General features: G+C 74.9%; 12 protein-coding genes, 1 tRNA gene and 1 pseudogene. 8 read left to right on the top strand and 6 right to left on the bottom strand.

The annotated features are described in order from the left end of the window. Positions 1-170 precede the first annotated feature (170 nt). The 3 genes from ACFV1W_RS14130 (at position 171) to ACFV1W_RS14120 (ending at position 4,325) form a co-directional block, all read left to right on the top strand. Positions 171-821 carry a hypothetical protein gene (locus ACFV1W_RS14130; RefSeq protein WP_380416198.1) on the top strand — a complete coding sequence of 217 codons (651 nt, stop codon included), beginning with the start codon at positions 171-173 and terminating at the stop codon, positions 819-821. A 195-nt stretch (positions 822-1,016) separates the two neighbouring features. Next, entirely contained in the window at positions 1,017-3,299 is a 2,283-nt protein-coding gene (locus tag ACFV1W_RS14125; RefSeq protein ID WP_380416196.1) for a DEAD/DEAH box helicase, read from the top strand. A gap of 174 nt (positions 3,300-3,473) precedes the next feature. Then, complete coding sequence (locus ACFV1W_RS14120) at positions 3,474-4,325, top strand: TIGR02452 family protein (protein ID WP_380416193.1); 852 nt, start codon at positions 3,474-3,476, stop codon at positions 4,323-4,325. On the opposite strand, the gene ACFV1W_RS14115 is transcribed toward ACFV1W_RS14120, so the two are convergent. Further along, positions 4,322-4,657 (bottom strand): hypothetical protein, encoded by a 336-nt coding sequence (locus tag ACFV1W_RS14115; protein WP_350507592.1) that lies wholly within the window; start codon positions 4,655-4,657, stop codon positions 4,322-4,324. The genes ACFV1W_RS14120 and ACFV1W_RS14115 overlap by 4 nt on opposite strands. A 147-nt stretch (positions 4,658-4,804) precedes the next feature. Further along, entirely contained in the window at positions 4,805-5,935 is a 1,131-nt protein-coding gene (locus tag ACFV1W_RS14110) for a hypothetical protein (protein ID WP_380416191.1), read from the bottom strand. Between the two features lie 199 nt (positions 5,936-6,134). Here ACFV1W_RS14110 and ACFV1W_RS14105 point away from each other — a divergent pair, with 199 nt between their 5' ends. Continuing rightward, complete coding sequence (locus tag ACFV1W_RS14105) at positions 6,135-6,605, top strand: RICIN domain-containing protein (protein WP_380416189.1); 471 nt, start codon at positions 6,135-6,137, stop codon at positions 6,603-6,605. An 18-nt stretch (positions 6,606-6,623) separates the two neighbouring features. Here ACFV1W_RS14105 and ACFV1W_RS14100 read toward each other — a convergent pair whose 3' ends face one another. The 3 genes from ACFV1W_RS14100 to ACFV1W_RS14090 form a co-directional block, all read right to left on the bottom strand. Beyond that, positions 6,624-7,319: a tyrosine-protein phosphatase gene (locus tag ACFV1W_RS14100; RefSeq protein WP_380416187.1), complete on the bottom strand. Its 696-nt coding sequence runs from the start codon at positions 7,317-7,319 to the stop codon at positions 6,624-6,626. 86 nt (positions 7,320-7,405) lie between these two features. Continuing rightward, positions 7,406-8,167, bottom strand: a complete 762-nt coding sequence (locus tag ACFV1W_RS14095; RefSeq protein ID WP_380416185.1) for an SDR family oxidoreductase — start codon at positions 8,165-8,167, stop codon at positions 7,406-7,408. A 25-nt stretch (positions 8,168-8,192) separates the two neighbouring features. Beyond that, positions 8,193-9,410: a DNA glycosylase AlkZ-like family protein gene (locus tag ACFV1W_RS14090; RefSeq protein WP_380416183.1), complete on the bottom strand. Its 1,218-nt coding sequence runs from the start codon at positions 9,408-9,410 to the stop codon at positions 8,193-8,195. Positions 9,411-9,551: 141 nt separating this feature from the next. Here ACFV1W_RS14090 and ACFV1W_RS14085 point away from each other — a divergent pair, with 141 nt between their 5' ends. Together ACFV1W_RS14085 and ACFV1W_RS14080 are read left to right on the top strand one after the other, a co-directional pair. After that, positions 9,552-10,298 carry a DNA polymerase beta superfamily protein gene (locus ACFV1W_RS14085; protein ID WP_380416180.1) on the top strand — a complete coding sequence of 249 codons (747 nt, stop codon included), beginning with the start codon at positions 9,552-9,554 and terminating at the stop codon, positions 10,296-10,298. A 49-nt stretch (positions 10,299-10,347) separates the two neighbouring features. Next, a tRNA-Lys gene (locus tag ACFV1W_RS14080) sits at positions 10,348-10,420 on the top strand. Between the two features lie 60 nt (positions 10,421-10,480). On the opposite strand, the gene ACFV1W_RS14075 is transcribed toward ACFV1W_RS14080, so the two are convergent. Beyond that, positions 10,481-10,708, bottom strand: a complete 228-nt coding sequence (locus ACFV1W_RS14075; RefSeq protein WP_380416178.1) for a hypothetical protein — start codon at positions 10,706-10,708, stop codon at positions 10,481-10,483. 209 nt (positions 10,709-10,917) lie between these two features. Between ACFV1W_RS14075 and ACFV1W_RS14070 the strand changes: the two genes are divergently transcribed. Both ACFV1W_RS14070 and ACFV1W_RS14065 read left to right on the top strand, forming a co-directional pair. Then, a complete protein-coding gene (locus ACFV1W_RS14070) occupies positions 10,918-12,561 on the top strand; it encodes an ATP-binding protein (protein WP_380416176.1) in 1,644 nt (547 codons plus the stop codon). A gap of 60 nt (positions 12,562-12,621) precedes the next feature. Beyond that, a pseudogene (locus ACFV1W_RS14065) lies at positions 12,622-12,981 on the top strand (hypothetical protein); the annotation flags it as partial. Positions 12,982-13,232: the final 251 nt, after the last annotated feature.

The raw sequence follows: 13,232 nt of genomic DNA, 5'->3' as shown, positions 1-13,232 counted from the left end.
GGGGGCCTCGGCGTCCCGGGCGGGCGGGAACCGCCGCACCGACCCGTGTCCCGCGGGGCCCGGCGCGCGTTGGGCACCGAAAGCGGCCGCGCGTCAGTGGGCGGCCCGGGTGGGGCGGCAGGAGAGTGAGCGCGGTGGCTTCGGTGCGGGCGGCGGGATCGGGAGCGGCGGTGCGGGAGCCGGCTGCGCTGCGGTCGCGCGCGGTACGGGCGGCGGCGGTGCTGGCGGTGGCCGGGCTGGGGCTGACGGGGTGCATGTCGGTCGGCCCGGGGGCCGAGGAGAAGCACGGCGGGGTGGCGCCGGTCGGGCAGGCCGGTCCGGCCGGGCGGCCGGTGGCGACGGGCGGCCCCTCGGCCTCGCCGGGCGCCGGACACCCGGGGGGCGCCTCGGGGCGCGCGGAGCACCAGGGGGGCCTGCAAGCCGAGAACGCGCCGGCTGGGGCCACGGCCGCCGCGCCGGGCGAGCTCGCGCCCGGCGCGAACGGCACGGTGGCCGGCGTGGTCCCGGTGCCGGGGCCGCCCGCTCCCGAGGGCGCGCCGGGCGGCAACGCCTCGACGGGGGGCGCGAATTCAAGCCCCGCACCGCACCCCGGCGGCACCTCGGGGGGCGCCTCGGGCGGTGGTACGACCGGCCCCGGCGGCACCGGCGAGGGCCGCTCGGGCGGCGGTTCGGGGACGCCGTCGGCCACCCCGAGCGGCCACCCGTCGAGCACCCCCGAACCCGAGCACACCACGCCGGCCGCGACCGTCCCGCCGGGCCCGGAACCCTCCTCGGGCAGCTCCGGTTCCCCGGCCGCGAGCCCTCGTGCGGGTGCGCATTGACGGGCTGGCCTGGGCATTTGCCTCCGATCCCCAGGGTCCTCTATGGTGGTAGATCGTTCGTTTGATCCATTTGACTGGCGCCCTACTCCCAACTGGCGCCCTTGGCGCGTTCCGGCGATCCGTGGCTGACCGCATAGAGGCGGTTGTGAAACAGAACCCCGGACTTTGGCGCGTGCCACTTCCGGAAGGTTTTGCATGTCTCTCGTTGACGACGCCCGCTTCGCCATGCCCGCGAACGAGGCCGCCGCCGATGCCACCGATTCCACCGCTCCGGTCACCGAGGCCGCGCAGCCGGCCGAGGAGATCACCGCCGAGACCGTCGAGGAGACGGTCGAGGCCACCGAGCCCGCCGAGCCCACCATCACCTTCGGCGACCTGGGCCTGCACGACGACGTCGTCCGTGCCCTCGCCAAGCGCGGCGTCACCACCCCGTTCCCGATCCAGGCCGCGACCATCCCGGACGCCCTGGCCGGCAAGGACGTGCTGGGCCGCGGCCGCACCGGCTCCGGCAAGACCCTCAGCTTCGGCCTGCCGCTGCTGACCCGCCTGGCCGACGGCGAGCGCACCCGTGCCAAGCACCCGCGCGGCCTGATCCTGGTCCCGACCCGCGAGCTGGCCATGCAGGTCGCCGACGCCCTGGAGCCCTTCGGCTCGGTGCTCGGCCTGCGCCTCAAGGTCGTCTGCGGCGGCACCTCGATGTCGAACCAGATCTACGCGCTGGAGCGCGGCGTCGACATCCTGGTCGCCACTCCCGGCCGTCTGCGCGACCTGCTGAACCGCGGCGCCGCCAAGCTGGACGACGTCCAGACCGTCGTCCTCGACGAGGCCGACCAGATGGCCGACATGGGCTTCCTGCCCGAGGTCACCGAGATCCTCGACCAGGTGCCGGCCGGCGGCCAGCGCCTGCTGTTCTCCGCCACCCTGGAGAACGAGATCGACACCCTGGTGAAGCGCTACCTGAAGAGCCCGGTCACCCACGAGGTCGACCCGTCGGCCGGCGCCGTCACAACCATGACCCACCACATCCTCGTGGTGAAGCCCAAGGACAAGGCGCCGATCACCAACGCGATCGCCGCCCGCAAGGGCCGCACGATCATCTTCGTCCGCACCCAGATGGGCGCCGACCGCGTCGCCGAGCAGCTGATCGAGGCCGGCGTGAAGGCCGACGCGCTGCACGGCGGCATGACCCAGGGCGCCCGTACCCGCGTCCTCGGCGACTTCAAGGACGGCTACGTCAACGTGGTCGTCGCCACCGACGTCGCCGCCCGCGGCATCCACGTCGACGGCATCGACCTGGTCCTCAACGTGGACCCGGCCGGCGACCACAAGGACTACCTGCACCGCTCCGGCCGCACCGCGCGTGCCGGCCGCTCCGGTGCCGTCGTCACCCTGGTGCTGCCGCACCAGCGCCGCGGCGTCTTCCGCCTGATGGAGGACGCGGGCGTCGACGCCAGCCGTCACATCCTGGACCACGCCTTCGACGCCGAGGTCGCCAAGATCACCGGCGCCCGCTCGCTCACCGAGGTGCAGGCCGAGAGCGCCGCGAACATCGCCGGTGCCGCCGAGCGCGAGCTCGCCGACATGACCCGCCAGCTGGAGCGCGCGCAGCGCCGCGCCACCGAGCTGCGCGAGGAGGCCGACCGCCTGGCCGCCCGTGCGGCGCGCGAGCGGGCCGAGCTGGGCATCGAGGACGAGGCCCCGGCCGCGTCCGCCGAGGCCGGCGAGGAGACCGCCCAGGCCGACGCCCCGGTCGCCGCGGAGGCCCCGGCCGCCGCCGCGCCGCAGGCCGAGGAGCGCGCCCCGTCGTACCGCGAGGCGCGCGGCGAGCGTCCGGCCTTCGGCCGCGACCGCGACCGCGACCGTGACGACCGCCGTTCCGGCGGCTTCGGCGCCGGCCGTGACCGTGACCGTGACCGCGACGACCGCCGTTCCGGCGGCTTCGGTGCCGGTCGTGACCGTGACGACCGTCGTTCGGGCGGCTTCAACCGTGACGACCGCGGCGACCGCGGTGGCTTCAACCGCGACCGTGGTGGCTTCGGTGCCGGTCGTGACCGCGATGACCGTCGTTCGGGCGGCTTCAACCGTGACGACCGCGGCGACCGCGGTGGCTTCAACCGCGACCGTGGTGGCTTCGGTGCCGGCCGTGACCGTGACGACCGTCGTTCGGGCGGCTTCAACCGTGACGACCGCGGCGACCGCGGTGGCTTCAACCGCGACCGCGACGACCGCGGCGGCCGCTCCTTCGGCGACCGTCCGGCCCGCTCCTTCGGCGACCGTCCGTCCTTCGGCCGGGACCGCGACGAGCGCGGCGGCAGCAGCCGTCCGTTCTCGCGCCGCGACGACCACCGTTCCGGCGGCCGTCCGCAGTCCGACCGCGGTGGCTTCAACCGCGACCGCGGCGGCTTCGACCGTGACCGCGGCGGCTTCAACGGCGGCGGCTTCAACCGCGACGACCGCAAGCCGCGCTGGAAGAACTGACGCCTGACGCACACACGAAGGGCCCGCTCCGTCACCGGAGCGGGCCCTTCGTGTTCCCCCGGGAGTCCCCCGCCTCCCCGAACACCCCGCTGCTGCTCGCCCCCCCGAGGTGTTGTTCTGGAAGTGAGAATAACCTGTGGCGCGCGATGCCGGTAGTCCCGTAGCGTCGCGGACATGAGCAGCAGACTGCACGACGTGGCACGGGTGAACGAGGAGATCGCCGCGCGGGGGAGCTACCGGACGGCCGGGGGCGAACTCGTGCAGGTGGGGGAGCAGTTGGCGGCAGCCAGGGCCGGGACGGTGTCGTACGCGCCGGCGGACCTCGACGCGTTGCTGGCGGCGGGGGAGCGCGGGCCGGGGCCCGCGGGAGGGCGGATCGAGGTGACGGCAGAGGGGAGCATGGAGGCTGCCCAGCGGCTGGTCGCGGCCGAAGCCGGGCCGGTCGGGGTGCTGAACTTCGCCTCCGCGCGCAACCCCGGCGGCGGCTACCTGCGCGGCGCCCGCGCCCAGGAGGAGGACCTGTGCCGCAGCGCGCTGCTGTACAGCTGCCTGGTCGAGGCGCCGGACTACTACGAGGCGCACCGGGCCTCGACGGACCTGCGGTACAGCCACCGGGTGATCGTCTCGCCCGCCGTGCCGGTGATCCGCGGCGGCCGGGGAGAGCTCCGGGCCCGGCCGTACCCGGTCACCTTCCTGACCTCGCCCGCGCCCAACGCCGGCCAGCTGGAACGGCGTTCGGCCGGGACGGACGTCCGGCGGGTGCTCGCCGAGCGGGCCGTCCGGGTGCTCGCGGCGGCGGCCCGGCACGAGGTCCGCGCCCTGGTGCTCGGCGCCTGGGGCTGCGGGGTCTTCCGCAACGACCCGGCCCAGGTCGCCGAGGCCTTCGAGGGCGCGCTGGCCCGGTACGGGGGCGCGTTCGAGCAGGTGGTGTTCGCGGTGTGGGACCGCTCACCGGTCTCGGCGAACCGGGCGGCCTTCGAGGCGCGGTTCGGCGCGGCGGCGGTCCCGGCCCGTCCGGTGCATTAGCGCTTGCGGGCCGACAGCACGGTCGCGGCCGTGGAGGCCGCCGCGACCACCCCGGTGACGGCGAACACGGACGGCCAGGCGCCGATCCGCTTCGCCAGCGGGTGCGAGCCGCCGAAGGCCGCCACGTACAGGCCGGTCAGCGCCGCCGCGGCGGCCGTACCCGAGCTCCGGCGCCACTGCGCGGCCGCTCCGGCCCCGGCCACCGCCAGCACCGCGCCGCCCAGTTCGCGCCGACCGCTCCAGCGGGCCACGCCGTAACCGCCGACCAGACCGCTCGCCGCGGTCAGCGCGGCGGGCGCGGCGGCCGCGAGCGCGTTCGGGACCTTCGCCATCGTCGACTCCACTCGTGGGGCTCGTAGGGACCGCACGTCGCAGGGACCGTACGCCGGTTCCGTACGTCGGCCGTCGGCTTCGCGCGCCGGCTCCGTACGTCGGCTTCCGACCATAACCCGGCGAACGGGGCGGCCCGGGGCGGGTCCCTAGCCGAAGGCCGACGCCGTGGACATCCCCGGCACCGTCCGGGACAGCCGGTGCGCCGCCTCCGCCGGGTCCAGCACCCGCTCCAGCCGCAGGTCTCCCGGGACCTCCTGGATGAAGCGCCCTGCCGACCAGCTGCGCTCGTACGGCAGGGGTTCCAGCACCAGGGTGCGCACCCCGTCCACCACCGGGATGTCACTGGGCGTGCCCTCGTTCCAGAGCCAGGAGCCGTCCGGCGCCACCAGGTTGAAGGCGCCGGTGGCGATCAGCCGGCGGCCGTCCAGGAACTCCGTCCGGGCCAGCGCCACCACCTCCGGGTCCTGCGGGTCGCCGGGCAGGTGACCGCCGCCGATCAGCACGTCGGCGAGCAGGGTGTGCAGCTGGAAGGTGTCGCTCAGGCCGCTCATCCGCAGCAGGTAGCCGGTACCGGTGGGGCGGTCGAGCACCAGCAGCGGTTCGTCGTCGAGCGTCAGCGCCAGGTGGGTCAGGCCCTTGAAGTCGTGCTGCTCGCCCTCGTAGCGGTCGAACAGCTCCAGCAGCACCTCGGTGACGCCCGAGGTGCGGGCATCGGCGCGGACCGAGGCGTGGGCGTACACCGCCCAGGCGGCCTGCTGCCACAGGTGCAGCGTCCACCAGCCGACCACGGCCAGGTGGGCGTTCCACGCGTCGAGGTGCTCGGGGCTCTCGATCCGGGTGTGGGCCTCGGCCGGATCGTCCTGCTCCCGGTCCGGCAGCGGGCCGCCGCCGGTGCGCGCCCAGCCCTCGACCAGCCGCCGGGCGCCGGTCAGTGCCCCGCGCAGGCCGGCCAGCACCGGGCCGGCGCAGGCCACCGGGTCGGCGCCGGACTCCACGCAGGCGCCCACCGCCATCGCCAGGTGCGCCCGGGGGAAGGGCGGGGCGTCCGGCAGCAGTGCGGCCAGGCGGGGCCCGGCGGCCCGCCGGTCGGCCGGCCCGGCCGGGCCGAACAGCCCGCCGACCAGGCCGAGGGCCGGGCCGAAGCGCTCGTCGTCGCCGGCCGCGACCACCGCCTCCAGTTCGGCCACCGCGTCCAGGAGGGTGGGCTGCTGACGCTGCGACGGAAGAGGGCCGGAGGCCGGCTCGGGGCTCTGCTCGGCGTTCTGCTCGGTGGACATTCGCCGCAGCATAGGCGGCGCGGTCGGTCCACCGGAAACGACCCCCGGCGTCTTTCCGCGCCGGCCGGGTCGGCGCGGTGGCCGCGGTGCTGGTCGTGGTCTTCGGCTACGAGGCGGTGCGCCGGGCCCCGGCGCAGGACCCGGCCGTCGACGAGTGACGTCGGGGCCCGGTGTCAGAGCCCGGTGGGAGACTGCGGGCATGACTGAAAGCGTGGGGGGCAGGCCGGACCGGGCCGTGACCGACGGCCGCTACCGGATCCGCAACGTCGGCAGCGGCCTGCTGCTGGAGGTGGCCGAGGCCTCCCGGCGCAGTGGCGCCCGCATCCGGGTCGGCGCGGACGACGGCTCCGACGCCCAGCTCTGGCAGCTCGCCGCCGTCCACCCCGGGGGTGCGCTGTTCCACATCGAGAACGTCGGCAGCGGCAAGCGACTCGACGTCACCGGCGCCTCCCCGGAGGACGGCGTCCCGGTCCAGCAGTGGTCCGCCAACGCCTTCGGCGCCCAGGAATGGCTGCTGGAGGCCCATGTCGACGCCCCGGGGACGTACACCGTCACCAGCTTCATCAGCGGCAAGCCGCTGACCGCCCCCGAGGCCCCGGACGCGGGTGTCCAGCAGTGGGAGGACGTCGACTCGCCCACCCAGTGGTGGCGCTTCGAGCGCCAGGGGTAGGGCCCGGGGTCCGACCGCTCAGACCGAGAGGTTGGCCCGCAGGGCGTCCAGGTCGGTGTCGGTGACGCCGTGGGTGCGGAGGTAGCCGGGGACGGTGCCGTGGTGGGTGCGGATCCAGTCGAGGGAGGAGGCGATGTGTTCGGCGCCGACCGGGCGGGAGAGGCGCTCGCTGCCGGTCTCGTCGATGTACGGGGTCGGGCCCTTGTCGAGGCCGAGGCCGAGGTTGGAGAGCAGGAAGTCGGCGGTGATGTCGGCGTCCGAGGCGCCCAGCAGTGACTGCAGGACGGCGACGGTGAGACCGGTGCGGTCCTTGCCGACCGCGCAGTGCACGACCACCGGCACGGCCTCCGGGGCGGCCAGCCGGCGGATGATCGCGCTGAGCGAGGGGCCGGCGGTCTCCGGCATGAAGGTGTAGAGGGCTGCCTGGTCCTCGGGCCAGGGGCGGCCGAGGTCGCTGCGGTCGGCGGGCAGGGTGGGCAGGTGGAGGGACTCGTGGTCGAGGCCGTGCCGCTGGTCCGGCCAGGTCTCCAGCTCGAACGGGCTGCGCAGGTCGACCACCGTCCGCAGGCCGAGGTCCTTGAGCTTCCGGGCGCCCTCCTCGGTGAGCGTGTGGAGGGAGCCGGAGCGGTACAGCACGCCCCGGCGCAGGGCGCCGATCCCCCCGGCGTCACGGAAGTTGCGCACGCCGGGGATGTCGATGAAGGCAGCGGTCATGGCCACCACCGTACGGGCGCGGACGGAGCGCGGGGAAGGAAACCGGAGAGGACCGTTCGGCGTCCGGTGGACGCCGAACAGGGTTCTCAGCGCCCGCCGGAGACGTCCAGGAACGCCCCCGTGGTGTACGAGGCGGCCGGCGACAGCAGGAACAGGATCGCCTCGGCGACCTCCTCCGGCTCCCCACCGTGCCGCATCGGCAGGTTCGGCGCGACCCGGTCGACCCGGCCCGGCTCGCCGCCGAGCGCGTGGATGCCGGTGTGGATCAGGCCCGGGCGCACGCAGTTGACCCGGATGCCCTCGTCGGCGACCTCCAGCGCCAGTCCGCGGGTCATCGAGTCCACCGCGCCCTTGGCGGCCGCGTAGTCGACGTACTCGTTCGGCGAACCGATCCGGGAGGCCGCCGAGCCGACGTTGACGATCGCGCCGCCGCGCCCGCCGTGCCGGGTGGACATCCGGCGGACGGCCTGGGCCGCGCACAGGAACGGGCCGGTGATGTTGGCGGCCCAGATCCGGTTCAGCCGGTCCTCGTCGATCTCCTCCAGCCGGCACTGCCGCTCCAGCGTGCCCGCGTTGTTCACCAGCCCGGTGAGCGGACCGAGTTCGGCGTCCACGGTGGTGAACAGCCGCTCCACGTCGGCGCTGCGGCTGACGTCGGCCCGGACGGCGATCGCGGTCCCCCCGGTGGCCCGGACGGCGTCCACGACGGCGGTGGCCGAGGCCTCGTCCGTACGGTAGTTGACGCACACCCGGTAGCCGCGACGGGCGGCCAGCCGGGCGGTGGCGGCGCCGATGCCGCGGCCGGCGCCGGTGACGATCAGGACCTCGTCGGTGGTGGTGGTCGACATGGGCCGTACGCTACCCGGCCCGCCGTTACCCGGCCCGCCGCTGCGCGGACGCGGTCGCCCGCAGCGCGGCGATCTTCGGGGCGCGGCTCCTCGGCGAGTCGAGACTGAAGCCGCGGGCGTCGCCGAGCTCGTCCCGGACGAACGCCTCGGTGCGGGCCACCGCCTCGCGCAGCGCGTCGTCCGGCGGGACGAAGGACTGGTGGACGATCTCGGCCCGCTCGGTGTCGTACTCCCACAGGCCGACGATCCGGCCGCGATCCAGCACCAGGTGGGTCTGCGGGTCGGCCTCGCCGCCGAAGGTGCGCCCGGCCCGGCCGGCGGGCAGCGGGCGGGCGGCGTCGGCCGGGTCAAGCAGTCGGGGCAGGTCGCGGTGCAGCAGGTGGATGCCGTCGATGCCGGCCAGCAGGGTGTAGTGCGGCTCGGTGGGTGCCTCGAACTCGGCGAACTCCTGGGCGAGTTCGGGCAGCATCAGCAGGTCGGAGCCGGGTTCGAGCGGCGCCGCCCCGGCCTCGGCGACGGCCCGGCGGGCGGTGGCGGCGGTGAAGCCGGAGAACCAGCGGAAGTGCCCGAGGGTGGCCGGCCCGGCCCAGGAGAAGTAGCGTCGGGCGAGGTCGACGGCGTCCCCCGCGACCGGCTGGTCCCAGCCGACGTAGCCGTAACGCTGCTGGTCCAGGCGGCCGTTGACCGGCACTCGGCGGATCCGGCCGCGCGACTGCATCAGCCCGAGGGCGAGCGGCAGGGTGGTCGACAGGCCGCGCTTGCGGCCCGCCTCGCCGAGCGGCCGGACGGCGTCGCCGACCGCCTCCCGGATCGTCGTCGGATCCAACGGGCCGCTGTCGGACAGTGCCCGCTCGATGGCCAGGCAGAGCTGCTCCACCTCGTCCCGGCCGACCCCCAGGTGCTTCGCCGCGGCGGCCAGTTCGCCCTCCGGGGCGGCCGCGCCGACCGCCAGGCCGAGCGCGAAGTCGGCGGCCGGCAGCACGTAGGTGCAGCCGCGGGCGGCCGGCAGCTCGTGCACCTCCAGCGCGGCCACCGCCGCGTCCACCTCCGCCCGCCCGAGCCCGGCCCGCGCGAACAGGCCCAGGTACGGGGCCGCGCCGCCGACCGAACGGGCCCAGCCGGTGGCGGCCAGCACCTCGGCGGCGGACGCCCCGGTGTGCGGGCGGTCCAGCCACTGCCGGTGGGACCACCAGGCCCGCACCTTCTCGACGCCGACGGTTTCCGGGAGGGGATCGTGCTGCATGGGGCCAGTATCGACGGCCGGGCGGGCGCCGGTCCGGAAATCGCTCGCCCGGCGCGGCCCGCCCGGGGGAGGATGCGTGCTCCGGCCGCCCGTTCGGGACCAGCCCCTTCGGGAGCAGCCCGTCCGAGAGGAGCACCGTCCATGCCCACCGCCCCCGGCACCGTGCTGATCTCCGGCATCGTCGGCTCCACCGCGTACGGCTTCGCCCACGCAGGCTCCGACGTCGACCGGCTGGGCCTGTTCGCCGTTCCCACCGAGGAGTTGCACGGCCTGCACCGCCCCGCCGAGTCGCACGTCACCACCGCGCCCGACGTCACCCTGCACGAGGCCGCGAAGTGGTGCCGGCTGGCGCTGTCCTGCAACCCGACCGCCTCCGAACTCGTCTGGCTGCCGGAGGACCTGTACGAGACCGTCACCCCGCTCGGCCGCGAACTGGTCGGGATGCGGTCGAGCTTCCTCAGTGCACCGGCCGTCCGCAAGGCCTACCTCGGCTACGCGGACCAGCAGTTCCGCAAGCTGCTGACCCGCGACGCCGGCTCCCCCGCCACCCGCGCCCGGGCGGCCAAGCACGCCCGGCACCTCGTCCGGCTGGTCGAGCAGGCCGTCCGCCTGCACCGCACCGGCCACAACCTGATCCGGCTGCCCGACCCGGAAAGAATCCGTGAGCTGGGCGAACGCATCGCCGACCGCCCCGCCACCGCCGAACGCCTGCTCGCCGACGCCGCCGACCACCTCTCCCGCCCCGGGGTCCTGCCCGACGCCCCCGACCCCCGCCCCGCCGAGGCCTGGCTGCGCCGCGTCCGCGCCGCGCACTACAGCCCGCCCCGGGCTCCCGTGCCCGGCGCGCCCACCCAATCCACTGGCGGAGCCCTGGGGCCCACCGGGTAGGATCGCCGTGGCCCTCCCCACCCGGGACCAGCCCGCTACGGAGAGCCGCGGGGCATTAGCTCAATTGGCAGAGCTGCGGACTTTTAATCCGTAGGTTCAGGGTTCGAGCCCCTGATGCCCCACCTGCAGCGCAGCACCCCGGCCGACACGATCGGCCGGGGTGCTGCCGTGTTTCCGGCTGTTCACCGGCGGGCGCGCCAGAGGCCGTAGAGACCGACGCCGGCCCCGGTGATCACCTCGAACCCTCCGCTGCCCGCGGCCAGGTAGACCCCCGTGGCGATGGCGAGCAGGGTGACGAGGGCGATGAGGTCGAGTGTCCGGTGCCGGGCCGCGTCGGGGGCCTGCGGGGTGTGGCCGTCGGAGGACGTGCCGGGGGGCGTGCGGAGGGAGTCGAAGTCTTCGTCGGTCATGGTCCGAGCTGACCAGAGGTTCCGGCGACGGCCCAGGCAGGCGTACGACGCCGCCGGTCCTCGTACGCGGCTGCGGGGGCTCGGATGCCGGGATGCCGATCTCGAACGCCGCGTTCGTCGGCGGGCGTTCAGCAACGTTCGACACCGCGCGCGGTCGTTCGAAGTAGGCTGACCAGCAACTGAGTTGACGAGGGGTCGGGAGGCAGACCGTGGCAGACCGATCGGCAGGGCCCGACCCGGCGGATCTCGCGGCCGCCGCCGCGTACGACGAGCGGTTCGCCGCCTTCGTGGAGGACCTGAACCGGCTGCACATCGAGCACGGCGCGCCCTCGTACGGTGAGATCTGCGGCGCCGCCGACGTGTTCAAGCTGACCAAGGCGGGCCTCGCCGACCTCCTGACCGGCAAACGACTGCCCGCGATGAACTTCCTGTTGGAGTTCGTCCGCGTGGTCAGCAACCCGTTGCCGGTGGACGGGCGGAAGCCGCGCGGCCACAAGGCGCACCCGGAGCTGATCGACCACTGGCGCCGCCGGTGGGTGGACCTCCGGACGCTCAACCGGCAGCTCCAGTCCCCGCTGGGGCGCGTCCGGAACGCCACCAAGCTGCTGGTCGAGACGGCGGAGCGGACGGCGGAGGAGGCGGTCGGCGCGGCGGAGGAACACGCACGGCAGCTGCGCTCCCGAGCCGAGGCGGAGGCGGCCTTCGTGCTGGAGGAGGCACGGCAGCAGGCCGCCCGCCTGGTGGGAGAGGCCGCGGAGCGGGCGGAGGCCGTGCGGGCCGAGGCGGAGCGCGTCCGGGAGGAGGCCGAGGGGGTGCGGCGGTCGGCGTGCGCCGACGCCCAGGAGATCGTGGAAGAGGGCCGACGCCTGAGCTTCCGGACGACGTCCGGAGCCCTGCGCGAACTCCGTGAGACCGTGGAGAAGATCAGCGAATCGCAGCTGCCCGAGCTGATCGAGAGGATCACCTCCGGTCGGGTCCCGGAGAACGGGCACGACCTGAGGCTCCCGTCCGTCGGCATCCACGGACGTGACAGCGTGGGACGGCTGGCCCGTTGCTTCGAGTCGGTCATGCGCCTCGCCGTCGAGCAGGCCCTGCTGCGCGGCAGCTCCGAGTCGGTCCTCGCCAACCTGTCGCGCCGCGGCCAGCGCCTCATCCAGCGCCAGCTGGGACTGCTCGCAGAGCTGGAGCGCCGGGAGACGGACCCGGAGCGGCTGGCCGACCTGTTCAAGCTGGACCACCTCGCGGCTCGCGTGCGCCGCAACGGTGAGAACCTCCTCGTCCTGACGGGTGAGGACCGGGGCGGCCGCTGGACCAGGCCCGTTCCACTGGTCGACGTGCTCGGCGCCGCCGCCTCCGAGGTCGAGCACCACGAGCGCATCGAGCTCCTCGCCGTGCCGTCGGCCGAGGTCGCCGGCCGCGTGGTCGACGACCTCGTCCACCTGCTCGTCGAACTGCTGGAGAACGCCACCTCGTTCTCCAGGCCGCAGTCCTTCGTCCCGGTCGTCGCCCACGTCCTGCCGGACGGCCGGGTACTGGTCGAGATCCACGACACCGGCATCGGCTTCAGTCCCGACGACCTCGGTGAGATCAACGAGCGGCTGGCCAACCCGCCGATCGTCGACGCCTCCGTCTCCCGCCGCATGGGCCTCTTCGTGGTCGGCCGCCTGGCCCTGCGGCACGGCATCCGGGTCCAGCTGAGGCCGCGCTCCGACGGCACCACCGCGCTGGTGATGATCCCGGTCGACCTGCTGAAGCTCCCTGCGGCCGAGCCGCTCGTGGACGGCGCCGCACCGCCGGCCGGACGGCCGCCCGATGTCGAAGGGGCCGGAGCCCGCCGAGCGGGCAAGCCCTAGCGGACTCGGCTGAAGGCCCCCGCCGAGATTGGGCGACGGAGGCTCAACTATCTTGACGACATGGGACCTTTGAAGCCGGATCTTTCACAGCTCGTCATCGGACTCGTCTGCTTCTTCCTGATATTCGGCGTTCTCGGGGCGGTGCTGGTACCGCGCATCGAGAAGCTGCTCGGAGAGCGCCGGGATGCCACCGAGGGTGGTGTGGAGCGGGCCGAGGCGGCGCGGGCGGAGGCCCAGCGGGTGTACGAGGAGTTCCAGGCGGAGCTCGTCGCGGCGCGGCACGAGGCGGCGGTGATCCGGCAGACGGCGACCGAGGAGGGGGCGGCGCTGATCGCGCGGTTGCGGGCCGAGGGGCAGGCGCTGCGGGACACCATGCTGGCCGAGGCGCAGGTGCAGCTGGCGGCGGACCGGGTGCTGGCCGAGGCCGAGCTGCGGGAGGACGTGATCCGGCTGGCCGGTGAGCTCGCGGGCCGGGTGATCGGCGAGCCGGTCGCCGAGCTGCGCGCACCCGGGCGATCGCCGAGGAGTTCTTCGCCGCGCACGACGCGAGGGACGCCCAGGCCGGCACCCGCGGCTGACGTCCCCCGTCTTCGTACCTCCCCACCGACGGCCCGGGCCCCGGGCAGTGGTTCAGCCACTGCCCGGGGCCCGGGCCGTTTCGGAACCCGGAG

Origin of the sequence: Kitasatospora sp. NPDC059648 (genome assembly GCF_042734825.1) — a bacterium.
Classification (GTDB): domain Bacteria; phylum Actinomycetota; class Actinomycetes; order Streptomycetales; family Streptomycetaceae; genus Kitasatospora.
The sequence above is the reverse complement of the archived record's forward strand: the minus strand, read 5'-3'. Positions and strand labels throughout refer to the sequence as shown.